This window comes from Nocardia sp. IFM 10818, from assembly GCF_054655275.1.
This window is the reverse complement of record NZ_BAAHJH010000001.1, coordinates 4,255,227-4,279,444: the sequence shown is the minus strand read 5'-3', so window position 1 is coordinate 4,279,444 and position 24,218 is coordinate 4,255,227. Positions and strand designations below refer to the sequence as shown.

At 69.0% G+C, this 24,218-nt stretch carries 25 protein-coding genes; 13 read left to right on the top strand and 12 right to left on the bottom strand.

The window, feature by feature from the left end:
- Positions 1–52: 52 nt before the first annotated feature.
- The 3 genes from ACYQ5L_RS19630 to ACYQ5L_RS19620 form a co-directional block, all read right to left on the bottom strand.
- A complete protein-coding gene (locus tag ACYQ5L_RS19630; protein WP_459959144.1) occupies positions 53–649 on the bottom strand; it encodes a TetR family transcriptional regulator in 597 nt (198 codons plus the stop codon).
- 622 nt (positions 650–1,271) lie between these two features.
- Positions 1,272–3,092 carry a fatty acid--CoA ligase FadD11 gene (gene fadD11 / locus ACYQ5L_RS19625; RefSeq protein ID WP_459959143.1) on the bottom strand — a complete coding sequence of 607 codons (1,821 nt, stop codon included), beginning with the start codon at positions 3,090–3,092 and terminating at the stop codon, positions 1,272–1,274.
- A gap of 324 nt (positions 3,093–3,416) precedes the next feature.
- On the bottom strand, positions 3,417–3,698 hold the full coding sequence (locus ACYQ5L_RS19620) for a profilin (protein WP_459959142.1): 282 nt from the start codon (positions 3,696–3,698) through the stop codon (positions 3,417–3,419).
- Between the two features lie 439 nt (positions 3,699–4,137).
- On the opposite strand from ACYQ5L_RS19620, the gene ACYQ5L_RS19615 reads away from it, so the two are divergent.
- The 9 genes from ACYQ5L_RS19615 to gloA2 all read left to right on the top strand — a co-directional run bounded on the left by ACYQ5L_RS19615 (position 4,138) and on the right by gloA2 (position 13,113).
- A complete protein-coding gene (locus ACYQ5L_RS19615; RefSeq protein WP_459959141.1) occupies positions 4,138–5,487 on the top strand; it encodes an MFS transporter in 1,350 nt (449 codons plus the stop codon).
- A gap of 169 nt (positions 5,488–5,656) precedes the next feature.
- Positions 5,657–6,316, top strand: a complete 660-nt coding sequence (locus ACYQ5L_RS19610) for a response regulator transcription factor (RefSeq protein ID WP_459959140.1) — start codon at positions 5,657–5,659, stop codon at positions 6,314–6,316.
- Between the two features lie 3 nt (positions 6,317–6,319).
- Positions 6,320–7,720, top strand: a complete 1,401-nt coding sequence (locus ACYQ5L_RS19605) for a sensor histidine kinase (RefSeq protein ID WP_459959139.1) — start codon at positions 6,320–6,322, stop codon at positions 7,718–7,720.
- Positions 7,717–8,655 carry a TAXI family TRAP transporter solute-binding subunit gene (locus ACYQ5L_RS19600; RefSeq protein ID WP_459959138.1) on the top strand — a complete coding sequence of 313 codons (939 nt, stop codon included), beginning with the start codon at positions 7,717–7,719 and terminating at the stop codon, positions 8,653–8,655. Before ACYQ5L_RS19605 ends, ACYQ5L_RS19600 begins: the two co-directional genes overlap by 4 nt.
- 91 nt (positions 8,656–8,746) lie before the next feature.
- Positions 8,747–9,763, top strand: coding sequence for a FecCD family ABC transporter permease (locus ACYQ5L_RS19595; protein ID WP_459959137.1), 1,017 nt, complete (start codon positions 8,747–8,749; stop codon positions 9,761–9,763).
- Positions 9,760–10,812, top strand: a complete 1,053-nt coding sequence (locus tag ACYQ5L_RS19590; RefSeq protein WP_459959136.1) for a FecCD family ABC transporter permease — start codon at positions 9,760–9,762, stop codon at positions 10,810–10,812. The genes ACYQ5L_RS19595 and ACYQ5L_RS19590 overlap by 4 nt, the downstream gene beginning before the upstream one ends.
- 11 nt (positions 10,813–10,823) lie before the next feature.
- Complete coding sequence (locus ACYQ5L_RS19585) at positions 10,824–11,630, top strand: ABC transporter ATP-binding protein (RefSeq protein WP_459959135.1); 807 nt, start codon at positions 10,824–10,826, stop codon at positions 11,628–11,630.
- 18 nt (positions 11,631–11,648) lie between these two features.
- The gene (locus ACYQ5L_RS19580; protein WP_459959134.1) at positions 11,649–12,671 is read left to right on the top strand and encodes an ABC transporter substrate-binding protein; all 1,023 of its coding nucleotides are present in this window, start codon (positions 11,649–11,651) and stop codon (positions 12,669–12,671) included.
- 55 nt (positions 12,672–12,726) lie between these two features.
- Positions 12,727–13,113, top strand: a complete 387-nt coding sequence (gene gloA2, locus ACYQ5L_RS19575) for an SMU1112c/YaeR family gloxylase I-like metalloprotein (protein ID WP_459959133.1) — start codon at positions 12,727–12,729, stop codon at positions 13,111–13,113.
- 243 nt (positions 13,114–13,356) lie between these two features.
- Here gloA2 and ACYQ5L_RS19570 read toward each other — a convergent pair whose 3' ends face one another.
- Both ACYQ5L_RS19570 and ACYQ5L_RS19565 read right to left on the bottom strand, forming a co-directional pair.
- Positions 13,357–13,707: a DUF3703 domain-containing protein gene (locus tag ACYQ5L_RS19570; RefSeq protein ID WP_459959132.1), complete on the bottom strand. Its 351-nt coding sequence runs from the start codon at positions 13,705–13,707 to the stop codon at positions 13,357–13,359.
- A gap of 58 nt (positions 13,708–13,765) precedes the next feature.
- Complete coding sequence (locus ACYQ5L_RS19565) at positions 13,766–14,272, bottom strand: HXXEE domain-containing protein (protein WP_459959131.1); 507 nt, start codon at positions 14,270–14,272, stop codon at positions 13,766–13,768.
- 473 nt (positions 14,273–14,745) lie between these two features.
- Between ACYQ5L_RS19565 and ACYQ5L_RS19560 the strand changes: the two genes are divergently transcribed.
- Positions 14,746–15,243, top strand: coding sequence for a peptidylprolyl isomerase (locus ACYQ5L_RS19560; protein ID WP_459959130.1), 498 nt, complete (start codon positions 14,746–14,748; stop codon positions 15,241–15,243).
- Between the two features lie 69 nt (positions 15,244–15,312).
- Here ACYQ5L_RS19560 and ACYQ5L_RS19555 read toward each other — a convergent pair whose 3' ends face one another.
- Positions 15,313–15,807 (bottom strand): phosphoribosyltransferase, encoded by a 495-nt coding sequence (locus ACYQ5L_RS19555; protein ID WP_459959129.1) that lies wholly within the window; start codon positions 15,805–15,807, stop codon positions 15,313–15,315.
- Positions 15,808–15,962: 155 nt separating this feature from the next.
- Complete coding sequence (locus ACYQ5L_RS19550; RefSeq protein WP_459959128.1) at positions 15,963–16,673, bottom strand: metal-dependent hydrolase; 711 nt, start codon at positions 16,671–16,673, stop codon at positions 15,963–15,965.
- A gap of 204 nt (positions 16,674–16,877) precedes the next feature.
- Between ACYQ5L_RS19550 and ACYQ5L_RS19545 the strand changes: the two genes are divergently transcribed.
- Positions 16,878–17,624 (top strand): SCO6745 family protein, encoded by a 747-nt coding sequence (locus ACYQ5L_RS19545; protein ID WP_459959127.1) that lies wholly within the window; start codon positions 16,878–16,880, stop codon positions 17,622–17,624.
- Positions 17,625–17,627: 3 nt separating this feature from the next.
- Here the strand turns inward: ACYQ5L_RS19545 and ACYQ5L_RS19540 are convergent, their stop codons facing one another.
- Complete coding sequence (locus tag ACYQ5L_RS19540) at positions 17,628–18,242, bottom strand: TetR/AcrR family transcriptional regulator (RefSeq protein WP_459959126.1); 615 nt, start codon at positions 18,240–18,242, stop codon at positions 17,628–17,630.
- A 55-nt stretch (positions 18,243–18,297) separates the two neighbouring features.
- On the opposite strand from ACYQ5L_RS19540, the gene ACYQ5L_RS19535 reads away from it, so the two are divergent.
- Positions 18,298–18,705 (top strand): RidA family protein, encoded by a 408-nt coding sequence (locus ACYQ5L_RS19535; RefSeq protein ID WP_459959125.1) that lies wholly within the window; start codon positions 18,298–18,300, stop codon positions 18,703–18,705.
- A 75-nt stretch (positions 18,706–18,780) separates the two neighbouring features.
- Complete coding sequence (locus ACYQ5L_RS19530) at positions 18,781–19,332, top strand: hypothetical protein (RefSeq protein ID WP_459959124.1); 552 nt, start codon at positions 18,781–18,783, stop codon at positions 19,330–19,332.
- Positions 19,333–19,716: 384 nt separating this feature from the next.
- On the opposite strand, the gene ACYQ5L_RS19525 is transcribed toward ACYQ5L_RS19530, so the two are convergent.
- The 4 genes from ACYQ5L_RS19525 to ACYQ5L_RS19510 all read right to left on the bottom strand — a co-directional run bounded on the left by ACYQ5L_RS19525 (position 19,717) and on the right by ACYQ5L_RS19510 (position 24,208).
- Positions 19,717–19,980, bottom strand: coding sequence for a GlsB/YeaQ/YmgE family stress response membrane protein (locus ACYQ5L_RS19525; RefSeq protein WP_459959123.1), 264 nt, complete (start codon positions 19,978–19,980; stop codon positions 19,717–19,719).
- 223 nt (positions 19,981–20,203) lie between these two features.
- The gene (locus ACYQ5L_RS19520) at positions 20,204–21,427 is read right to left on the bottom strand and encodes an FAD-dependent oxidoreductase (RefSeq protein WP_459959122.1); all 1,224 of its coding nucleotides are present in this window, start codon (positions 21,425–21,427) and stop codon (positions 20,204–20,206) included.
- Between the two features lie 81 nt (positions 21,428–21,508).
- Positions 21,509–22,654 (bottom strand): serine hydrolase domain-containing protein, encoded by a 1,146-nt coding sequence (locus tag ACYQ5L_RS19515; RefSeq protein ID WP_459959121.1) that lies wholly within the window; start codon positions 22,652–22,654, stop codon positions 21,509–21,511.
- A 153-nt stretch (positions 22,655–22,807) separates the two neighbouring features.
- Positions 22,808–24,208: an MFS transporter gene (locus ACYQ5L_RS19510; RefSeq protein WP_459959120.1), complete on the bottom strand. Its 1,401-nt coding sequence runs from the start codon at positions 24,206–24,208 to the stop codon at positions 22,808–22,810.
- Positions 24,209–24,218 lie beyond the last annotated feature (10 nt).

Here is a 24,218-nt window from a genome sequence, read left to right as displayed (position 1 = left end):
TCGGGTCCGGGAACCTGCGAGTCGAGGGCGGAGCGCCCGGCGCGAGGAGTCATCACGGCGGGGGCCCGACCGCCAGTACGGCGCGCACGGCGGCGCGCAGGTGTTCGCGGGCGACGGGGCCGGCGAGGCGGTCGCGTTGCAGCAGGATCGCGGTGGGCAGGTCCACCACGCAGGTGGTGATGACGTCGACGGCGCGGGAATCCTTGCGGCCCCACAGGTCTCGGGCCAGTTGCTTCAGCAGTTCGAGCAGTCGGCGATCGAGTTGATCGAGTTCGGCGGCGACCGGTGCGGGCAGCTCGTCGCCGAGCAGATCGCCGCGGCGCACGGTGAGCAGCAGCCGGGAGGATTCGGGGAAGCGCTGCGCGAACGCCGCGGGGGCGTCGGCGGCGGCCACCACCGCGTCCGCACCGGAATCCGAGCTGGCCTGCACCAGTTCCTGCTGCACCTCCAGAAATCGTTGCGCCGCGCGAATCCAGGTGCGCCCCAGCAGATCCGCGCGCGAGGGAAAGCTGTGATAGATCGCGCCGTTGGACACCCCGGTCGCGGCGGCCACGGCCCGGATGGTGACCGCGGCCGCCCCGGAACGCGCGGCCAGCGATTCGGCGGCGTCGAGCACGCCGTCCGGATCGTGCACGCGGGGTCTGGGCATGCGCGAACGATAACAGAGCAAACGCTCTGAAATAAAGGGGTGACGAAAACCGCCGCTGGCAGCAGGTGGGGATCAGGGGGACCACTCGCACCGGCCCGGTTGACCGCTCACCCGGTCGAGCCTTGATGTGGCCGCCGCCGCACCCGTGCCGACGTCACCCGTTACCGGGAGCCCTGCTCGAATCGTGAACCCCGACACCCGGCATCTTTCCCGCGGCAGCGGCCGGGCTGCGCTGGCTCGGTGGTCGCCCGACTCATGGGAGGGCCCCACGCCGGTGTCGCGCTCATCCACGTAGCCACCATGGTCACCGCGAGCGAGTACCCGATCGTGGGTTCGAACCCGATCTTCGCGGTGGGCTCGCCCTCACCCGCTCCGCCGTGGGCGTCCGCGAGGCATTTTCGTAGGCCAGCGAGTCTGATCCGTTGGCGCTGACAGCGATACGCGAGTGCTGGACGCGCGATCACCGGGAACTGGTGGCGGCATTCGCCGAGTAGGGTCCGCCACCAGTTCCCGGTCGGTGTCGTTTCACACTGTGCGGCGGTGCGCGCACGTGTCGCGGCCTGTCTCGCCGACGGCGTCGGACCTGGTCCGCGGTACTCGTCGGATCGACACCGGGCGTGTCTTATGGCGTGGGGGTTGTCGAATCGGGTTGTGCGGGTTCGTGGACGCCGTCGGGGAGGGTGGGGGAGTACATGGTTTCGATTTCGGCGGCGTATTTCTCGGCGATGGGTTTGCGGCGCAGTTTCATGGTGAGGGTGATTTCGTCGCCGCCGGGTTCCCAGAAGGTGGGCAGGATGGTGAAGCGTTTGATCTGCTCGACGCGGGAGAGTTTGGTGTTGCCGGCGGCGACGCCCGCGGCGATGGCGGCGATGACCGCAGGGTCGGCGGCCAGGGCCTTGGCCGAGGCGTCGGGCAGACCGTGTTGGGCGGCATAGGGTTCGGCGGATTCGGCGTCGAGGACGATGAGGGCGGTGTTGTAGGGGCGGCGGTCGCCGATGGCGGCGAGGGCGCCCACGAGCGGGGTGGCGGCTTTGACGGTGTTCTCGATATTGGCCGGGGACATGTTCTTTCCGGCGGCGTTGATGATGAGTTCCTTCTTGCGGTCGACCACGCGCAGGTAGCCGTCCTCGTCCTCGGTGATGATGTCGCCGGTGTGCAGCCAGCCGTCGGCGTCGAGGGCGTCGGCGGTCTTCTCCGGTTCCTTGCGGTATTCCCGCATGACCAGGGGGCCGCGGACGAGGAATTCACCGTCTTCGGCGATGGCGGATTCCAGGCCGGGCAGTAGTTTTCCGACGGTGCCGAGGCGGGCTTGCCCGGGCGGGCTGACGCTGGCCACGCAGGTGAGCTCGGACATGCCCCACACCTCCGAGATCGGGATGCCGAGCCCGAAGAAGAACCCCAGTGTTTCCGCCGGGATCGGCGCGGCGCCCGACAGCGCCCATTTGAGCTGGTCGAGACCGAGTTTGGTGCGCAGTGTGGACAGCACGAGCTCATCGGCCTTGGCCCATTCGGCGGCTTGGGTGTCGTCGAGGGGCACGCCCGCCAATTGCGCGGCGGCTTTGCGCGCGGCCACGTCCAGGGCCCAGGTGAGGGCGGCCTTGCGGGCCGGGTCGGATTCGCTGGCGACGGAGAATTCCACGGCCGCTTTGAGTTTCTCCCACACCCGCGGCACCGCGCCCCAGATGGTGGGATGCACATCGGCCAGCGCGGCGGGCAGTTGCGTGCGATCGGGCACCACCGTGATCTGGGTGCCGAAGAATTCCTGCAGATACAGCGCGGTCACCCGGTCGGCCATGTGCGCGGTCGGCAGATAGGAGGTGATGCGGTCGCCGAATTCCACCGGCATCACCGACGCGTACGCCTGGCATTCGAAGGCCAGGTTCGCGTGCGAGATCTCCACGCCCTTCGGATTCCCGGTGGTCCCGGAGGTGTAGCACAGGGTGACGATGTCCTCGGGCGTGATCGCCCGCCAGGTGGCGTCGAAGTCGAAGCCGTTGCGCCCCAGCCCGATCAGCTGTTCCACGCTCAGCGTGCCCGGCACCGCGCGATCCACGCACACGATGGTCTCCATCGCGACCCCGCTCGCGCGCACCCGATCCACGTATTGGGCTTCGCAGATCACCACCTTGTTGCCGGCATTGGTGAACACATAGTTCAACTGTTCGGCGGTGAGGGTGTTGTACACCGAGAACGAGGTGGCCCCGGTGTGCTGGGCGCCCACCTCGAGGGGATAGAACTCCACCCGATTGCTCATCATCAATGCCACGGTGTCCCCGCGCCCGATGCCCAGCGCGGCCAGTCCGCCCGCCACCGCCCGCACCTGCGCGGCATACTCGCCCCAGGTCAGCGCCTGTGTCCCGCCCACCGACCGCACCGCCACCGCATCCGGGTCGATCGCGGCCACCGCCTGGAAGGCCGCACACGATGTCGTCAACTCACTCATAACAGCTCTCGTTCCACTCACCACCGGCTTGCACTGACGGTAGAACCGCCACGCTGCCCGCCGGGCGGGATTGCCGACATTGGATCGCGGGCCGCGGTGCCGAAGTGCGCGGCCGCTCCACGGGTTTCCCTGCTCACGGCTCACGGCTCACGGCTCACGGCTCACGGCTCACGGCTCACGGCTCACGGCTCACGGCCCACGGTTCCGGACCGCGGCGCGGATCGCGGTTTGCAGACCGCGGCGCGGATTGCAGGCCTGCCGTGCCCGCCGAGACGCCGGCCTGCCCGGGACCGAGATCGCTGCCGGGTGGATCGGTTCGTGCGGTCAGTTGACGGAAACCAAGTAGTCGGCCAGCGCCTCAACGACTTTGGTTCCCTCGCCCGGTTGGGTCGGATCGCCGTAAACGCCGACGAGAACCGTCTGCTCGGTCTGTACCGAGCCTGTCCCGCCAGTGGTCGACGAGTCGGACGATGCCGTCGCGCTCAATGGTCCGGCCTGCGTCTCGGCCGAGACATTCGTGTCGACGCCGACGTCCGCGGATGCGGTGCCGGCGCCGACGATGCCTGCTGCCATCAAGGCAGCTGCGAAGAGGATTCGACGCGTCATTGCGTCACTCCTTCCATCCAGTGATTGTGTGGCATGCGTCACATCGGGATGGGTAGCTACCACGTTACTGGCGCCGCGAGGGATCTCGACATCGCAGAACGCCACTCCATACCTGAGCGGCTTCGCCAACCTGGGTACAACCGGGGCATGGCGCCCGGCAACTGCATCGACCGCGCGGTACGTGCCGCGGTGGTCGACAACTCGGAGTAGCTCGAGGAGCTGGATCCGTTCAATCGTGGAGCAAAGTAGGAACATTCGCGATTCTGAACCATGCGGTCTGTTCCGTTGCCCCCGGCGACCTGGTGTCCATGAGACCTCGAGATGAACTTCCGTCCTAAGGGAGTGTTAGGAAAGCGGCGGAGGGGTTCTGCGGGGCTGTGTCGGCCGCCACAGTGGGTGCGGGATGCGATGAGGGCGTCCCCGGACAAGGAGTGACCCAGTGACAACGACACAACCCGCCAATGAGCGTCGGGTCGTCGCGAACGTGTTGCGCGGCTCGATCGGCAATCTCGTCGAGTGGTACGACTGGTACGTCTATGCGGCGTTCAGTGTGTATTTCGCCAAGGCGTTCTTTCCCGAGGGGGATGCGACCGCGCAGTTGCTGTCGACGGCGGCGGTGTTCGCGGTCGGGTTCTTGATGCGGCCCATCGGCGGGTGGGCGTTGGGGCGGTATGCGGACAAGTTCGGGCGGCGGGCGGCGCTGACGTTGTCGGTGACGGTGATGGCGGCCGGGTCGCTGCTGATCGCGCTGACGCCCTCCTATGCCAGCATCGGGTTGGCGGCGCCGGTGATCCTGCTGCTGGCGCGACTGCTGCAGGGGTTGTCGGTGGGCGGTGAGTACGCCACCAGCGCGACCTATCTGTCGGAGGTCGCGTCGCAGGGCAAGCGCGGGTTCTACTCGAGCTTCCAGTACGTGACGCTGGTGGCGGGGCAGTTGACCGCGCTCGGGGTGCAGATCGTGTTGCAGCAGTTCCTGTCCTCCGAGCAGATGTACTCGTGGGGCTGGCGGATTCCGTTCCTGATCGGCGCGGCCGGTGCGCTCATCGTCATGTGGCTGCGCCGCAGCATGGAGGAGTCGGAATCGTTCCGCGCGGAATCGGCTGCCCCGCAGGAGAAGTCCAAGCGCGGCTCGCTGAAGGTGCTGCTGCAGTACCCGCGCGAATGCCTGCTCGTGGTCGGGCTCACCCTCGGCGGCACGGTGGCGTTCTACACCTACACCACCTACATGCAGAAATACATGGTCAACACCTCCGGTATCTCCAAGTCGACGGTGGCGTGGATCAACTTCGTGGCACTGCTGGTGTTCGTGGTGCTGCAGCCCCTCGCCGGCGCTCTCTCCGATCGCATCGGCCGCCGCAAGCTGCTGATCACCTTCGGCGTCACCGGCACCCTGGCCACCGTGCCGCTGATGACGGTGCTGGGCGACACCACCAACCCGATCGCCGCGTTCGCGCTCATGCTGGGCGCACTGGTCATCATCACCGGCTACACCTCCATCAACGCCATCGTGAAGGCCGAGCTGTTCCCCACCAAGATCCGCGCCCTGGGCGTGGGCCTGCCGTACGCGCTGACCGTCGCCATCTTCGGCGGCACCGCGGAAATGATCGCCCTCGCCCTGAAGAAGGCCGGCCACGAGTCGCTGTACTTCTGGTACGTGTCCGGCTGCATCCTGATCTCGCTGGTCACCTACTTCTTCATGCGCGAAACCTCCGCCGAATCCCACATCGACGCCGAAGCGCAGGCCACCGACCTCACCAAGCCCGAATCGGTTTCGGTGCAGGTGCACTGACCGGCGGGCGCCGGACCCGCCCGGCGCCGGCGCCCGCCCGCGGATCAGCCATCCACCCGGCAGCGCCGCCGGACCCGATCCGCTGATCCACCCCCGGTTACCGGGTTCCCGCGATGCGGCGGGAACCCGGTAACCTTTTCCCCTCCTGTTCACGAGAGAAAACGAGCCCATGCGGTTGGCAGTCGTCGAAGACGATGACGGCGTCGGTGACGCACTCGTCGAGGCATTCACCGCCCGCGGTCACCACGCCGACCGCATGCGCCGCGGCGCCGACCTGCTCACCGCCCACCGCGGCTACGACGCCGTCGTCCTCGACCTGGGCCTGCCCGACGCCGACGGCCTGCACATCCTGCGCCAGTTGCGAGAGGTGTCGGGGGTGCCGGTGGTGATCCTCACCGCGCGCAGCGACGAACGCTCCATCGTGCGCGGATTGCGCGGCGGCGCCGACGATTACGTGGTGAAGCCGCCCCGCATCGCCGAACTGCTCGCCCGCATCGAGAACGTGCTGGGCCGCCGCCCCGAGATCGCCGCCCCGCCGGCGCGCATCGTGCAGACCCAGGACGTGCGCGTCGACCTGGCGGCCCGGCGCGTGGAGGTCGCCGGGGCCGAAATCGCGCTCACCGCCAAGGAATTCGAACTCGTCGAAGCACTCACCGAACGCCCCGGCGCGGCGGTGAGCCGCCAGCAATTGATGGACCGCATCTGGGGCGACGCCTTCGTCGCGGTGTCACGCTCCCTCGATGTGCACATGACGGGCTTGCGCGCCAAGCTGAACCGGCCCGGCCTGATCACCACCATCCGCGGCTACGGCTACCGCTGGGGCGACTAGCACATGCGCCGCCGCCTGCTCATCGCCTTGACCGTGTTCTCCACCCTGGCGGTCCTCGCCTTCGCGGTACCGCTGTGCCTGACCGCCGCCACCAGCCGCACCCAGGAACTGGTCCTCGGCCGCACCGGCGACGCCGACCGCTTCGCCGCCCTCACCGTCACCGCCAATGCCGTCGGCGACCGCCGCGCCCTGGTGATGGAAATCGACCACTACCACGACCTCTACGGCGAACCCGTGCTCGTCGTCGACGCCCGCGGCGTGCCGATCGTCAACGCCGGCGTCGACGCCGCCGACCCGGTGGTCACCGCCGCGCTCAGCGCCGCCCGCCGCAACCAGCGCGCCGCCGCGGTGGGCCGGCTCAGCCCGTGGAGCCCCGACACCGTCCTCATCGCCCGCCCCGTCGGCAGCGACGCCCACGTCGACGGCGCGGTCCTCATCGGCGCCTCCACCGCCGACGCCCGCACCGACATCACCTACATCTGGACCATCGTCGCCGTGGGCGCACTGCTGGCCATGGCCGTGTTCACCGCCCTCGCCCTGGTCCTGTCCCGCTGGGTGCTGCGCCCCCTGGCCGGATTGTCCACCGCCGTCGCCGAACTCACCGCCAGCCTGCCCACCCCGCGCACCCCGGCCGCGGTCACCCGCCGCCACGGCGGCCCACCCGAACTGCGCGCCGTCGCCGAATCCGTCGACACCATGGCCGCCGCCGTCCGCGACTCCGCCGCCGCCCAACGCCGCCTCGTCGACGACACCGCCCACGCCATGCGCAACCCCCTCGCCGCCCTGACCATTCGCCTGGACTCCCTCGAACCGGCCATCCCCGCCCACGCCGCCGCCACCTTCCACGGCGCCACCCGCGAAGTCGAACGCCTCACCGCCCTGCTCGACGGCCTGCTCACCCTCGCCGTCGCCGAAGCCCACGACTTCGACCCCGCCCGGCCGCCCGCCACCGAATCCTGCGACGCCGTGCAGGTCGTGCAGGACCGCATCGACGCCTGGCAGACCGCCTACGAGCGCGCCGAGATGACCCTGGCCGCCGAATTCCAGCCGGCCGAGGCCGCCATCTCCGCCGACGCACTGGCGCAGATTCTCGATGTCGCACTGAGCAATTCCTGCCGCTACGCCGGTGCGGGCGCCCACACGCGGGTCACGGTCGCGGCCCGCGACGGCCGGGTCGTACTCACCGTGGCCGACAACGGCTCCGGCGTTCCCGCCGCCGAACTGCCCGAGCTGACCACGCGCTTCTATCGTGGCGCTGCTGCCGCCGGGATCGGCGGCTCCGGGCTGGGGTTGCCGATCGCGGCCGCGCTCACCGCCGCCCGCAATGGCAGGCTCACCGTCGAATCGGGCGAACCGCACGGTGTGGCCGTCGTCGTCGACCTGCCTGCGGCGGTGCACGAATGAACCCGCGCGCAGGCGGTCGGCCGACGCGGCGTGAATTCCTCGGCTACGCGGCGGCTTTCACCGCCGGGCTGGGCGTGGCCGGGGCGGTGGCGGGATGCGGGGGCGGCGGTGTGCCGGTGATCCGCTTGGCGGCCGGGGAGGTCGGCGGCTTCTATCACGCGTTCGCACAGCTGCTGTCGCGTGTGGCGGCCGAGGGCGGGCTGCGCATCGATCCGATCACCACGGCCGGGTCGCTGGAGAATCTGTCCCTGCTGGCCGCCGGGAACGCCGATGCCGCTCTGGTGCTGGCGGATTCGATCACCAGCAATCAGGAGCCGCCGCCGGCGATCGGGCGGGTGTACGAGAACTACCTGCAGGTGGCGGTCAGAGCCGACGGCCGGCTGGAGTCGATGGCCGATCTGCGGGGCGCGCGCATCAATCTCGGGGCGGCGGGGTCGGGGGCGACGCGGACAGGGGAGAAGCTGCTGCTGGCGGCGGGGCTGGCGCTCGGTGAGCTCACCATTACCCACCTGCCGTTGCGGGAGGCGGCCGAGGCGCTGCTGGCGGGGCGGCTGGACGCACTGCTGTGGGCCGGGGGAGTGCCCACGCCCGCGCTGGCCGATGCGCGGTTGCGGCTGCTGGATCTGGGGGCGCTGACCACGCCGATGCGCGATCGGTTCGGATACCTCTACGATCCGGTGCTGATTCCGGCGGGCACCTATCCCGGCAGTGCGGCCGTGCAGACCATCGGGGTGGCGAATCTGCTGGTCGCGGCGGCCGGCCTGGCGGAGCGGACCGCGGCGGCGCTGACGCGGTTGCTGCTCACCCGCGCTGATGCGTTGATTCCGGCGGAGGCGGCGGGCACGCAATTCCTCACGGCGCGTTCGCTCATCGGGACGGGAACGGTGCCGTTGCATCCGGGTGCGGCCGCGGTCTATCGCGAATTCCACGGCTGACAACTGGCAGTCGCTGCCTATTTGCCATCACCGCCGCAGGTGAATAGGGTAGGCAAGCCTAATTCGAGAGTCGAAGGTGACGGAACCGAACATGCAGCACGACCGTGCCAGGACGCTCCCGCTCGCGACCGGCGTCGTCGTCCTGCTGGCCGTACTCGCGGGCGCGGTCATACTCAGCATCGCCATCGGCTCACGCGGACTAACACCCGCAACAGTGCTCGCAGCGCTGACCCACTACGACCCCACCAACTTCGACCACGTGGTCGTGCACGACCTGCGCCTACCGCGCACCCTCGCCGGAATACTCGCCGGAGTCGCCCTCGGACTCTCCGGAGCCATCATCCAAGGCGCGACCCGCAACCCACTCGCCGATCCCGGACTACTCGGCGTCAACGCCGGCGCAGCCCTGTTCGTCGTCCTCGGCATCAGCACCCTCGGATTGACCACCGTCACCGGCTACGTGTGGTTCGGCTTCGCCGGCGCCGCCGCCGCGGGCACACTCGTCTACGGCATCGGCGCCCTCGGCCGAGTCGGCGCCACACCCATGAAACTGGCACTGGCCGGCGCGGCAGTCACCGCAGCCTTGCAGTCGGTGACCAGCGGCCTACTGCTCACCGACACCACCACCTTCGACCAATACCGGTTCTGGCAGGTCGGCGCACTCACCGAACGCGACCTCCCGACATTGATGCAGGCCATGCCATTCCTAGCAGTCGGCCTGGCACTGGCCTTCGCCTCCGCGCGCATGCTCAACGCACTCGCCCTCGGCGAAGACGTCGCCCGCGCCCTCGGCCAGAACGTCGCCGTCGCCCGCGCCACCGCGGCACTGGCCGTCATCGTGCTCTCCGGCGCCGCCACCGCCATCGCCGGCCCCATCGCCTTCGTCGGCCTCATCGTCCCGCACGCCGCACGCCTGCTCACCGGCCCCGACCACCGCTGGCTGCTGCCCTACGCCGCCCTGCTCGCACCCATCCTGCTACTCATCGCCGACGTCGCCGGCCGCGTCATCGCCCGCCCCGCCGAAGTCCAAGTCGGCGTACTGACCGCCATCATCGGCGCACCGATCTTCATCGCCCTCGTCCGCCGCCGCAAGCTGGTGTCCGCGTGAGCAATCCGAAAACCATCGACCTGACCCAGGCCCTCGCCGGCGTGCACGCCGCCCGCGGCCGCGGCGCCGCCCGAGCCCGCCTCATCACCCTCGGCCTGCTCATCGCGCTCGCAGCGATCTTCGCCCTATCCCTGTCCGTCGGCGCCTACTCCGTGCCCGTGAGCAACCTGCCCGCCATCCTCTTCGGCAACTCCGGCGGCCAGGACTCCTACGTGATCAACCAACTCCGCCTGCCCCGCGCCACCGCCGGACTCCTCGTCGGCTTCGCCTTCGGCATCGCCGGCACCCTCTTCCAACAACTCCTGCGCAACCCACTCGCCAGCCCCGACGTCATCGGCGTCTCCCAAGGCGCCAGCGCCGCCGCCGTCATGGGCCTCATCTGGTTCGGACTCTCCGGCGCCGCCCTGTCCCTCGCCGCCTTCACCGGCGCGGTCGGCACCGGCGCGGGCATCTACCTGCTCGCCCGCCGCGGCGGCGTCAACGGCTACCGCCTCGTCCTGATCGGCATCGGCATCGGCGCCGTCCTCACCAGCGTCGTCTCCTACCTCATGACCTGGGCCGACGTCGCCCTCGCCCAACAAGCACTGGTCTGGCTCACCGGAAACCTCAACGGCCGCACCTGGAACGACGTCACACCCCTGGCCCTCGCACTCCTCGCACTCACCCCCGCCGCCATCCTGCTCGCCCGCACCCTCACCGCCCTGCAACTCGGCGACGACAGCGCCGCCGGCCTGGGCCTGCACGTCGAACGCACCCGCCTGCTCCTACTCCTGATCGCCACCGCCGCAGCCGCATTCGCCACCGCCGTCGCCGGCCCGATCTCCTTCGTCGCCTTCGTCGCCAATCCCATCGCCACCCGGCTGCTCGGCGGCGGCCGCATCGCCCTACTGCCCTCCGCCCTCACTGGCGCCCTCGTCGTCCTGCTCGCCGACTTCGCCGCCGCCCACCTACTGCCCACCCAACTGCCCGTCGGCGTCGTGACCGGCGCGGTCGGCGCACCGTACCTGCTGTGGCTGCTCGCCACCGCCCACCGCACCGGCCGCGTCTGAAAGGGAATGCCGTGAGACCCACCCTGCACACCGAGCACCTGCGGCTCGGCTACGGCCCGGTCACCATCGTCGACGACCTGACCGTCCGCATCCCCGAAGGCAAAACCACGATCATCGTCGGCACCAACGCCTGCGGCAAATCCACCCTGCTGCGCGGCCTCGCCCGCCTGCTCACCCCCACCCACGGCGCGGTCTACCTGGACGGACAACGCATCTCATCGATGCGCAGCAAAGACGTCGCCCGCGTCCTCGGCCTGCTGCCCCAATCGCCCACCGCACCCGAAGGCATCACCGTCGCCGACCTCGTCGGCCGCGGCCGCTACCCCCACCAGGGCATGTTCCGCCGCTGGACCCCCGCCGACGACGAAGCCGTCGCCCGCGCCCTCGCCGCCACCGACACCGTCGAACTCGCCGCCCGCGCCGTCGACGAACTCTCCGGCGGACAACGCCAGCGCGTCTGGATCGCCATGGCACTCGCCCAGCGCACCCCGCTGCTGCTGCTCGACGAACCCACCACCTTCCTCGACATCAGCCACCAGATCGAAGTCCTGGACCTGCTCGCCGACCTCAACCACACCGACGCCACCACCGTCGTCATGGTGCTGCACGACCTCAACCTCGCCGCCCGCTACGGCGACCACCTCATCGCCATGAAGAACGGCGCCATCGCCGCCGAAGGCCCACCCGCCGACATCCTCACCGCCGACCTGGTCCGCGACGTCTTCGGCATGCCCGCCCACATCATCACCGACCCCGTCTCGGGCACCCCGCTGGTCGTCCCGATCGGCCGACACCGCACCGGCGCCGCCCGGTCCTAGGAGAAAGGAAACCCCTCGATGGCCAGATGGAAAACCATGGCCGCAGTCGCCGCCGCCGCGGCCGTCCTGCTGACCGGCTGCAGCCAACCCGCCACCACCCCGGCCACCACCGGCGGACCCGGCTCCCACGGCGACGCCGACGTCGCCACCGGCGGCAAACTCTTCGCCACCGCCGATATCGAGACCGCCAACCTCAAAGCCGACGTCGGCCCGGGAGTGTTCCCGCGCAACCTGACTCAGGCCATGGGCACCACCCGCATCGAACAGAAGCCGACCCGCGTCGTCGTCCTCGACTCCGGTGAACTCGACGCCGTCCTCGCCCTCGGCGTGACACCGGTCGGCATGGCCACCAACACCGGACAGACCGGCGTGCCGTCCTATCTCGCCGACCGCGTCGCCAACATCCCCACCGTGGGCCCGATCAACACCCTCGACCTCGAGAAGATCGCCGCCCTCAAACCGGACCTCATCCTCGGCAGCAAACTACGCGCCGCCGACCTGTACCCGCAGCTGTCGGCCATCGCCCCCACCGTGTTCTCCATCCGCCCCGGCTTCCCGTGGAAGGAGAACTTCCAGCTGGTCGGCGCCGCCCTCGGCGAAGAGAACCAGGCCACCACGCTGCTCAACGACTACCAGACCAAAGCCAACCAGGTGAAGTCCGGCCTGACCGGCGCCCCGCAGATCTCGTTGCTGCGCTTCATGAACGGCAAGATCCGCCTCTACGGCAACAAGTCCTTCATCGGCGTCATCCTCACCGACATCGGCCTGCCCCGTCCGGCGAACCAGAACATCGACGAACTGGCCGTGGAGATCTCCAAGGAACGCATCGACGAGGCCAACGCCGACTGGATCTTCTACTCCAGCCTGGGTTCGGGCCCCGCCCCCGACGAGCAGGCCGTCGTCTCCGGCGCGCTGTGGCCGAACCTCGGCGCGGTGAAATCCGGTCACGCCGTCCGCGTCGACGACGAAGTGTGGTTCCTGGGCCTGGGCCCGATCGGCGCCATGCGCGTGCTCGACGACCTGCAGAAGACCCTGGGCTGACCCGAGCCCACCGGCTGGGGGAGGGGAGTGGTCACCGCTCGGCTAGCGTCGAGCGGTGCGCCTACAGCGAATCCATCACGTCGCGATCATCGCGACGGACTACGAGAAGTCGAAGACCTTCTATACCGAAGTGCTCGGACTGCGGGTGATCGCCGAGCACTATCGAGCGGAAAGACGCTCGTACAAGCTGGATTTGGCGCTGCCCGACGGTGGTCGGCTGGAGCTGTTCTCCTTCCCGTCCCCGCCGCCGCGACCGTCCCGCCCCGAGGCCGCCGGCCTGCGGCACCTGGCCTTCGTGGTCCCGGATGTAGGGGAGGCCCTGGCCGAATTGGCGGCCCAGGGCATTCCGGTGGAGGAGGTGCGCATCGACGAGTACACGGGCAAGCGGTTCGCCTTCTTCTCGGATCCCGATGATCTACCGCTGGAGCTGTACGAGGCCTGACCGAAGCCCCCTTGCGAGGCCTCAATGAACATTAGGAAATGACCCTATGCGCATCTACGCATGAATGTTCGATTCAAGCAAGACTGGGCTCATCTTGGGTCGATACATCACGAACCGACCCAAGCAGGTCCTCTTCCATAGAGGAAGGGGGAACGCCCTCGAATTCGATTGGGAGGGTTGCGGGGCCGAAGTTGCCCGTACCTGGATAACCGGTCGCTATCCAGGTACGGGCGGATCGGTGGGTTATGCCGCCGCCGGGTTCAGCAGGACTGCGAGGTCGGGGGGTGTGGGCATGGTTTGGCGTAGCCCGACATCGGCGCGGCCGGTGTTGCCTTCCGGGGCGAGGCCGGCCAGTGATCCGGGTGCGGCGACGATGATGCGCACGATCTGGCCGAGGGCTTCACGGCGATCGCGCTGGCGCACCGCGAGGGCGAACATGGCGATGTGGTTGCGGGTGTGCAGCCACGGGTCGGGCTGGGACAGGATGTGGGCACGTTCGAGGTGGGTCCAGCGCTGGGTCGGGTCGGGTGTGGTCCTGGCGGCCTGCATTTCCTCGTGGTAGCGGATGCGGGCCGGTTGGGGGAGACGGGACATGAGATCGATCCTTTTCTGAGGTCGCGGTTCTTCGGGGTAGCGGGAGATATCGGCCGGATCAGCCGAGGAACAGCACTCCGATCGCGGCAGCGGCCACCGCGGTGCCGATCCCGACAGCGGCGGTCAGTTGCGCGCCGGTGAGCAGGCCTTCGCGCCGCTGCCAGGTGAAGACCAGCAGCGTGGCCGGCAAAGCGACGGTGGCGGCGGTGACCATGCCGGGCGAGTAGTCACCGAACCAGGCCGCCGTGGCGAGGTGGAACACGGCGTTGACCGCGAACTGCCACTGCAACGCGAGGGCCAGGACGACCCATCCGATGACCGCGTTCGGTCGCGTCGCCCGCCAGGAACACAGCAGCACCAGCAGGATCAACGGGATGTGGCTGACCGCGAATGTCGCGGTGGTCAGCGGCGCGAAATGCGTACTCACCCAGGCCTCGAAACCGGGCAGCTCCTCGAGCGTGTGCACGATGAACACCGCAAACGGCGTCCACAGCATCAGCGACCCGATCAGCGCCGGATCCGGCGTCGGGTCCCGCTGCGTACCGGCGGGGAGTGTGTCGGCCATCGGCCTACCTTCCATTCGTGAATACATGCGAATGTGACTATATATTGTGAGGGCGGGTGGTCAACCCCTTTCCGGTGGTAGCGGTTTCAGTCCTCGCAGCATCGTGTATTCAGACAGCTCGTCCGATAACGCCTGGCGATCCTCCCGGGATTCGCCGCGTTCGGCCAACTGCTGCCGCATTGTGAAAACCATGCTCTACCAAGCAGCTACGTCATATCCGCTCGAAAGACGGCCGATACCACGGCGACCCCGGTTCGGCGGCGGCGATGGGCCGGGTGTGGGCGTGCTCGCCGGTGGGTTCGGAGGTGGTCGTGACGGGCTCCTGCCGCTGGTCACGGCGTCGGGTGCGCCGGGGACCGTGGTGTTCGGGATACGAACGGCGGGTTGTTGGGCCACAACCGTTTGCGGTCGCTGCACGGGTGCAGTCGATGCCGGGCGGTCGCTGGGTTTTCGCCTCCCATACGATGGGCTGCATGACCAAAGTGCTCCTGAAGACCTCCGCCGGGGATATCACCCTGGAACTCGATGAGGCCAAGGCGCCGAAGACCGTCGCGAATTTCGTCGACTACGTCAAGGCCGGCCACTATGCGAACACTGTGTTTCACCGGGTGATCCCGAACTTCATGATTCAGGGTGGCGGGTTCACCCCTGAGTTCCAGCAGAAGCCGGCTCCGCAGACCGTGGAGAACGAGGCGGCCAATGGGCTCAAGAACGACAAGTACACCGTCGCCATGGCGCGGACCTCGGCGCCGCATTCGGCGAGCGCGCAGTTCTTCATCAACACCAGCAACAATGGCTTCCTGAACTACCCGGGCCAGGATGGTTTCGGCTATGCGGTGTTCGGCAAGGTCGTGGACGGCACCGCGGTGGTGGATGCCATCGAGGGTGTGTCGACCGGCAACAAGAACGGCCACGGGGATGTCCCGGTGGATCTGTCGGGCGTGACCATTCTGTCGGCCGAGCTGGTCTGAGGCTTTTCGCACGCAACGAATAACGCGCCGGGTTCGATTCGAACCCGGCGCGTTGCCGTGTGCGGGAGGTCAGGCGTCGAGGACGCGGACTTCGCGTTTGACGACGGGCGGCTGCACCGACCAGGGGAAGTTGATCCAGCGGTCGGTGGCCTTCCACACGTATTCGCAGTCGACCTCGGAGTGCGGCTTCTGGTAGATGACCGCGCAGCGCACTTCGGCGACGTGGTGGGAGCAGAAGTCGCGCACCAGTTTCAGGGTTTTGCCGGTGTCGGCGACGTCGTCGGCGACCAGGACGGTGGCGCCGGTGAGGTCGACGGCGCTGGGGACCGGCGGCAGCATGACGGGCATGTCGAGGCGCTGGTCCACGCCGGTGTAGAACTCGACGTTCATGACGTGGAGGTTCTTCACGTCGAGGGCGTAGCCGAGCGCGCCGGCGACGAACAGCCCGCCGCGTGCGATGGACAGGATGAGGTCGGGTTCGAACCCGTCGTCGGCGATCTGCTGTGCCAGTTCCCGGCTCGCGTCGCCGAACAGCTCCCAGCTGAGTTCTTCCCGATCGCTCATTTCTCTCCGTTCCTACCCGGTTTCGGTGACCAAGGGATCATACGTAAGGGGTCACGCGGGCCCAGCCCCCGTGATCCCCTTCTAAGAGTTCGGGGCCCAGCCCCGCAATCCCTTTCCAAGGGGGGTTCGGGGGCTTGGCCCCCGCCCTCTTTCACTCACGGTTGGTGAGTGATCGTGTACCAGAGCAGCGCGACGGTCCCGAGCGCGAACAGCGGCACCAGGATGAGGGTCTCCATCTTGTTGCCGGTGCGGTCGATGAGGGGGATCTGGGTCTTGATGTCCAGCGGCCACAGCAGTCGGCAGCCGCGCACGGTGAGGCAGTCGCCGATGAGGTGGGCGAGCGCGCCCAATCCCACGGAGAAGGGCAGCCAGGCGGGTTTGTCGCTGATCCAGTGGTCGATGGCGAAGGTCCCGCAGGTGGCGAGAATGATGACGGTGCCCCAGGATTTGATGCCCTCGCCTCGCGGCGCGAGCCCGAGCGCTTTGATGGCCAGGGCGAGGAGGAAGAATACGAGGGCGAGGGTGAAGGGCCGTCCGATCCAGTGTTCGCCGGCCCAGGTTCCGTAGGCGGCGGCGCCGACGAACAGCAGTGAGTGGGTGCCGTGGCGGTGCCCGCCGGAGATCCAGGAGATGAACCGGCACGCGTAGTGCGAAATCGGTCCCAGCACATGCGAAATGGTGCCGTTGGGGTGGTCGGCATCGGGCAGCAGCGCCGCTCCCGCGGTGAGGAAGGTCCCCATGACCAGGTCGACCGGGCGGATCGATCCGGGTTGCATTGCGGGATAGGTCAATACGGTGAGCGGTAGCGCAGCGGCCGCCGCTGACCAGGCGAGCGCGCCGCTGGTCGCATGTGAATGTCCTAGCACCGCAGGAAGGTTAGCTGATCTAACGGGGCTTCCGTCCAGGACCTGGTGTGAGCCAGGAAACGGCGAAACGAAAATGGTTGCCGCCCCTGCGGTTTCGCGGTCCCGGAACTGTGAGATACCGGATAGCGCGGGCCGTGGACGTCGCCGCGACAGCGGTGAAATAGTCTCGGGGAGAATACGCTTTCCGCTCAGAGAGGAACGGACATGTCGGTAGCGTCCGCGGTGAAGGATCAGATCCAGCAGGTCGGCGGGGGATACATGTTCTCCCGGGAGGCGAAGGCCTTCGCCGCCACCACCGGAGTCCAGGGATTCATGGGCGGATACACCCGCGGGCGCGGGGGAGTGCTGGGCGATGTCGACGCCGACGTGGTGACCGCGGCCTTCGGATTCTTCCCCGCCCATTCGGTGCGCGCCGCCTGGGAAGCCACCGCCGCCGTGCCCGCCGCCAAGGGAGCGGAGGGCTATCTGCAGGCCTGCCAGGACTTCGGGCGCCGCAAGCTGGCCGAGTTCGAGCAGGCCGGGCGCCTGGCCGAACTCCTTGCCGCGGTGGCCGATGCCGCCGATCCGGCCGGGGCGCCGCTGTTCGCCGGCTGGCGGGCCATGCCGCGCGCGGCGGACGCTCCGGCGCGGGTGCTGCAGCTGATCCAGGTGCTGCGGGAATTGCGCGGCGGCCTGCATTTGATGGCCGTGCGCTCCTCGGGCCTGACTCCGCTGCAGGCGGTCCTGATCGCGGGGTCGCCCATCACCAGCGGTGAGGAGCAGGCGCGCCGTTACGGCTGGGCGGAGCCGTTCGAGGAGATCACCGCCGAGCTGAAGGGCCGCTGGATGCAGGCCGAGACCATCACCGACGATCTCATCGCCCCTGCGTTCGCGGTGCTCGACGACGCGGCCGCGCAGGAGTTGATCACCCTGCTGTCGGCCTGCCACGCCATGGTTTTCGCATCCCGCTGATTCCTACCCGAGCGCGGCCTGCCAGCCTGCCCGCACCGAGGCCTGGCAGCGCCGCCGCTCATCACCGGCCGATACGTACAGCGCGGTGAGCATCGGCACCGCCTGCGCGAGGGTCTCGCGCGGCAGCGGCCCGGTGGCCACCAGCGCCGTCAGCCCGTGCCCGATGATCCAACTCTGCGTGGCCAGCTCCACCGCGTCCACCTGTGGCCCGAACCGCTTGTCCGCCTTGGCCCGCTCGATCGCGGCGACCAGCGCGTGCAGGGTCTCGTCGGCGGCCGCGGCGTCCTCGAGCTCGGCCGTCGCGTCGAACATCACCCGGTACAGGTCCGGATCGGCCAGCGCATTGACCGTGTACGCCGCCCCCAGCGCTGTCAGATCCCGCACGGCGTCCCCGGTCTGCTCGACGGTCTCCAGCGCGGCCGCCAAGCGCGTGAACCCTTCCTGGCGCACGGCCCGCCACAGCCCGTCGATCCCACCGAAGTGGGTGTAGACCGCCATGGTCGACACCCCGGTCCCGGCCACCAGGGTGCGCAACGTGACCGGCTCCCGCGCGGCCAGCAGCTGCGCCGCCCGATCGATGAGCCGTGCCCGCACCGCCGGATCCTTCGTCCTGACCATGGCCAAACTATACATAACGCTGTTATGGTTTAGCCCAGTCGAAAGGAGCCCACCCATGGCCGTCACCCTGCACAACCCCGCCGGACTGCCGAAACCCGAGGTCTACCGCCAGCTTTCGGTTGCCACCGGCTCACGTCTGGTCTTCCTGGCCGGCCAGGTGGCCCGCGACGCCGACGGCAACAAGGTGGGGGAGGGCGACTTCGCCGCCCAGGTCGAACAGGCCTACCTGAATATCGCCACCGCCCTCGCCGATCTCGGCGGCAGCTTCGACGACGTCGCCAAACTCACCATCTACGTGGTCGATTGGTCGGAGGAGAAGATGCCGCTGCTGGGTGAGGGAGTCGCCCGCGCCGCCGCGAAACTGGGCATTGATCCGGTCAAGCCGATCACCCTGTTGGGTGTCGCCGCTCTGGGCGAACCCGATCTCCTCGTCGAAGTCGAGGCCACTGCGGTCCTCGACTGACCCATACGCGGGGCAGGGGAGACCACCCGTGCACTAGCATCCAGGCCAGAACAGTCGGCGAAGGGCGGTAAACCGATGGCAGCGAACGCAATCCAGCGCATCACCCGCCTGCGCGAGCTCATTGACCACCCGCGCACCGGCGAATCCGAACGCGCCGCCGCCCAGCGCATGCTCGACCGCATTCTGCGCAAGTCCTCCGCCGATGCGCGCACGATGCACACAGGGGACCGCAGCTACGGGACGCGTCACCACCGTGTGGGCCGCCATGCGAGCCTGGACGACATCGCCGAATCGATCCGCCAGGACATCGTCTTCGCCCGGATCTTCCCGATGCCCGTCCAGGCGGGGGAGTTGACCGAGCCCAATCCCATCCGTGACGCTCCCGATGAGATCACCTATACGGTCGAAACCCCGTACGACGCGACAATTCTCATCACCATCGACAACGTGCCCACCGCATGGGGTCACATCGCCGATCAGGGCCTGGAATCGGTCAGCCCAGCCTTGCGGGCCCTTGCCGAGGAACTGGCCGATCTGATGAACAGCTACAACCACGACGGCGATCAGATCGGCAAACGCTTCTTCGGCAAGGTGCGCGCGGGAGAGATCACGCTGGTCTGGTCGTAGGTCTGCGCACGGAGGGGATGGGTCAGGGCTGACCCCGTGCGCATTACTTAACATAATGTCAATTATCGGTAGTCTTACGGCGTGCGCCGGAGCAGGTAATTATCGTGTGCCACATGGGTTTCCGCGGTCCGGTGGCTTCCTGGGCGATCCGCTGTCCCGGCTGCCGGGTGCTGCTCGTTCGGTATGCGGGCCCGGCTTCTGGAGGGAAAACCACTGCCGGAATTTTTCTTTCGCGCAGCGGGTGGTTGGGTCGGAAATTTTCCGGATTTCGGTGTTCGGGGCTGGTTCGGGGTTCGGTGCTGCTCCCCTGTGGCCCCGCCGCTCCCCGGTAATTCGTCACAGTGACGTATTGGGGGGTTGTCCCGGGGAGGCGGCGGGATGGGTTTACCTGCGGGAGGTGACCTTGCCGACGATGAACAGCAGCAGGACCGCGCCGCCGAGGCAGGTGAGGAAGCTGAAGAGGAGGCCGCCGCCGCGGACGTCCACGCCCAGGAGTTTGAGCAGGAAGCCGCCCAGCAGGCCGCCGATGACGCCGACGACGATATTGAGGATGATGCCTTGCTGGGCGTCGGTGCCCATGAGTTTGCTGCCGAGCCAGCCGGCGAGGCCGCCGATGATGATCCAGCCGAAGAACCCGAGTGCGAGCATTGCTGTCTCCCTACCTGTTGCGGTACCGGTTCTCAGGACCTCATCGTTGCGTACCGGTCGGCGGAAATCGGACTACGACACGCCCGGGTCGGCGGGAGTGTTCGGTCCGCCCCTCCCCTGGCTCGACCTCCGATCGCGGCCCCAAAACGTCACTGTGACAAAAGAATTGGTGGATCGGTGCAGGCGGTCCTTCGCGGCTGCCCGCACCGGCACGGTTCGGTGGCTAGGCGCGGGCGAAACCGGGGGCGGGTTCGGGGCGCAGGCCGACGCCGCCGAGGTAGGCGGTCACGGCGGCGAGTGCGGGAATGCGGTGGATGAGGCGCAGGGGTGTGGGGACCGTGGTGAGGGTGCCGTTGAGGGAGCGGCGCAGCAGGTCGTGGTCGCCGCGCTGGGATTGCTGGGTCAGGGCGGTCGGGAGTCGGCGGCGGCGTTGGACTTTGGCGAGGTGGGCGGTGGTGAGGGTGCCGGTGAGCAGGGGGTGGGCGAGCAGGCGGCAGGCGGCGACGGCGTCCTGGATGGCGAGGTTGACCCCGACGCCGCCGACGGGCGACATGGTGTGGGCGGCATCGCCGAGGCAGAGCAGGCCGTCGGTGTACCAGCGCGGGAGCCGGCCCACGGTGACGTCGAGGAGTTTGACGTCGTCCCAGGTGCGGATGGCGTCGAGGGTGCCGGCGGGCCAGTCGAACAGGGTGGCGAGATCGTTGCGCAGCCAGTCGATTCCGCGGGCGCGCAGGCGTTCGTCGGATCCCTTGGGGATGAGGTAGGAGGTTTGGTAGTAGTCGCCGCGGTCGAGGGTGACCGCGGCGCGGCCGGTGTCGAAGCGGGCGTAGACCTGGCTGTCGCGGTGGGGTGCGCCGGCGGTGGGGATGCGCAGCCACCAGACGTCCATGGGCATGTCGTCGAGTTCCTGGTGCAGGCCGGCTGCGGCCGCGGCGGCGGAGCCGCGTCCGTCGCAGGCCAGGACCAGGTCGGTGGTCAGGGTTTCGAGTTCGCCGTCGCGGTTGCGGAACTCGACGCCGGTGACGCGGCCGGATTCGGTGCGCAGGCCGGTGAATTCGGCGGACATGCGCAGGGTGAAGGTGGGTTGTTCGAGGGCGGCGGTGGCCAGCAGGTCGAGGAAGTCCCATTGCGGGACCATGGCGATGTAGCGGTGGCGGCCGGGGATGCGGCGGAAGTCGGCGACGGTGATGGTGCGGTCGGCGATGTGCATGCGCATGTGCTCGAGTTTGCGTTGTGGTAGCTGGGCGAAGCGTTCGCCGAGGCCGAGTTGGTCGAGCAGGCGCAGGGTGGCGGGATGGACGGTGTCGCCGCGGAAGTCGCGCAGGAAGTCGGCGTGCTTCTCCAGGACGGTGACCCGGATGCCGGCGCGGGCCAGCAGCAAGCCCGCCATCATGCCGGCGGGGCCGCCGCCGACCACGCAGCAGTGGGTGGATGGGGTGAAGGGCATTGCGCTGTCTCCGTTTCCGTCAACCAAGCTCTTACTACGGAACGTAGTAGATTGGTGGTGGAACGGCAAGATCTTCCCCGGTTACGGGCACAGCGCGTGGTCGAGCAACTCCACCATGTCCAGTTCGCCCTCGGGCATCTCGGTCATGGCGATGGTGGCCGCGCGCCCGTCGCGGGTCGCCCCGGACAGGGTGAGATAACCGTAGATTCCGCCGGAGTGCCCGTAATACTGTGCCCCGCAGGATAGTTCGGTGGTGGCCAGGCCCATGCCGTAGCGCAGCGGGCTGTCGGGGACGACGGGCGACTCCCCCGCCATCATCTCGCTCAGCTGCGCCCCGGCCACCACCTGCCCGGCGACCAGGGCCAGGTAGAAGCGGTTGAGGTCGTTGCCGGTGGAGATGAGCGCACCGGCCGCCCACGGGGTGGAGGGTTCGGAGCGGGTGACATCGACGCGCACGCCGTCGATGGTGGCGTAGCCCTGCGGGTGCGGGCCGCGGAAATCGAGTTCGCCCGTGGCGGGCAGGTAGGTGCCGGTGAGCTGGTTCGGGGTCAGGATGCGGCCGGTGAGCTCGTCGGCATACGGTCTGCCGGTGACCTTTTCGACGAGCATGCCGGCGACGGTGTAGTTGGTGTTGGTGTACTTGTACTGCTCGCCCGGCGCGAATTGCGCGGGCCGGCGCAGGGCCAGGGCCACCATCTCGGCGGGGGTGAAGGTGCGGCCCTCGACTCCGGCGCGGTACTCGTCGACCTCGGGCAGGTCACTGAATTCCGGCAGTCCGCTGCGATGCTGCAGCAGCTGGCGCACGGTGATGCGGCGTCCGTCGATGCCCTCGCCGGTTAGCAGCCCCGGCAGGTAGGTGTCGACGGAATCGTCGAGGCGGACCCGGTTCTCGGCGACCAGTTGCAGGACGAGGGCGGCGGTGAAGGACTTGGAGATGCTGCCCACGCGCACCTCCTGCGGCGGTGACAGCGGAATCGGCGCGCCCGTCGCACGATCGGCGACGCCGGAGGTCAGGGTGAGGGTCTGCCCATTGCCGGTGAGGGTCGCGATCACCCCGGCGACGCCGGAGCGGGTGAGCGCGTCGATGTCCTCGCGCACCCGGTCGACGGTGCTCGCGGGCACCGTGCCGGGGCTGGTGGTCAGTGCCGTCGGCGGGCTGGTCGTCGTGGCCGAACATCCCGCCACCGCAAGGAGAGTCAGCACGGACAGCGCCGGTAGAGTTCGCATCCCTCGACGGTAGGGCGGCCGCCCCGGCGGGACATCCGGACAACCCCTGAGTCGCTCCCTGAGAATGCCGGGGGCCCGAAACCCGCCTGTGGTCGGATGCGTGGTGGCCCGTCGTCGCCGGCGGGGCCGCCGGGCCACCGGACCTTCGGGGGGTTATGCGGCGGGGGCCGGGCGCGGCAGTCGTGCGGCCAGTCCGACCGCACCGGCCAGTACCGCCGCGCCCGCGATCACGTACCAGCCGCGCTGGAACGCTGCCAGGGTCGCGTGCGGCTCGGTGGGCGCGCCCAGGACGGCCACCACTGTCGCGACGCCGATGGCCAATCCGAGCTGGCGGGCCATGGACAGCACCGCCGAACCGGTTGCGAACCGCTGCGGCGGCAGGCCCGCCGTCCCGGCCGCGAAACCGGTCGGCAGGGTGAGCCCGACGCCGAGCCCGGTCACCAGCATGCCGCCGAGCAGCCCGCCCGCGTAATCGGGGGTGAGCGTGATCGCCGTTGCCCACCACAGGATTCCGGCCGCGAACACCACTCCGCCCGCGGCCAGCACCGGCCCGGCCCCGAGCCGGGCGATGAGCCGGCCCGCCGGCACGGCCACGATCGGCACCACCAGCGGGCCCGGCGCGATCGCCAGCCCGGTCTGCAGCGCCGACCACCCCCACACGTTCTGCGACCACAGCACCGCCGAGAGCAGCATGCCCGCGAAGGCGATAGTGAACAGCAGCGTGTTGCCGAGCATGAGCGCGAAGTTGGGCAGTCGCAGCAGCGCCGGATCGACCACCGGGCTGGGATGGCTGCGCGAGGACACCGCGAAGGCCGCGCCCAGCACCACCGCCGCCACGACACCGCCGAGCACCCCGGCCGAGCCCCAGCCCCAGTCCTCCCCCTTGACCAGTGCCAGGATGAACGCCGCCACCGACCCGATGAGCGTGAGTGCGCCGACCAGGTCGGGCAGGCGCCCGCCGTCACCGGCCGGGTTCGGCAGCAGCCGCAGCCCGACCACCAGCGCCACCACGCCGATCGGCACGTTCACCAGAAACACCCAGCGCCAATGCAGTTCGACCAGCAGACCGCCCAGCACCGGCCCCAGGGCGGCGCCGAGCCCGCCGAAGGCCACCCACAACCGCACCGCCGTGGCGCGCCGCCGCGGTGGGGTCGCCGCCAGCACCAGGGCCAGCGAGGCCGGGGTCAGCATGGCCGCGCCCACCGCCTGCAGGACCCGGAACCCCACCAGCGCACCGGTATTCCACGCCAGCGCGCACAGCGCCGACCCGAGCACGAACACGGCGAGCCCGATCAGGAAGGTGGTGCGATTCCCGCCGCGATCACCGAGGCGGCCCGCCGGCACCAGCAGTGCGGCGAACACGATCGCGTAGGCGTTGAGCACCCACGACAGTTCCGAGATCCGCGCCCCGGTGAAGTCGGCGGCGATCTGCGGCAGTGCGACGTTGACGATGAACAGGTCCAGGCTCGACAGCAGCACACCGACCGCCACGATGCCCAGTACGGCGCGCGGGGAGATCGCGCGCGGATTCTTCGCTACGACAATGCTGTTCACTGATTCTCCT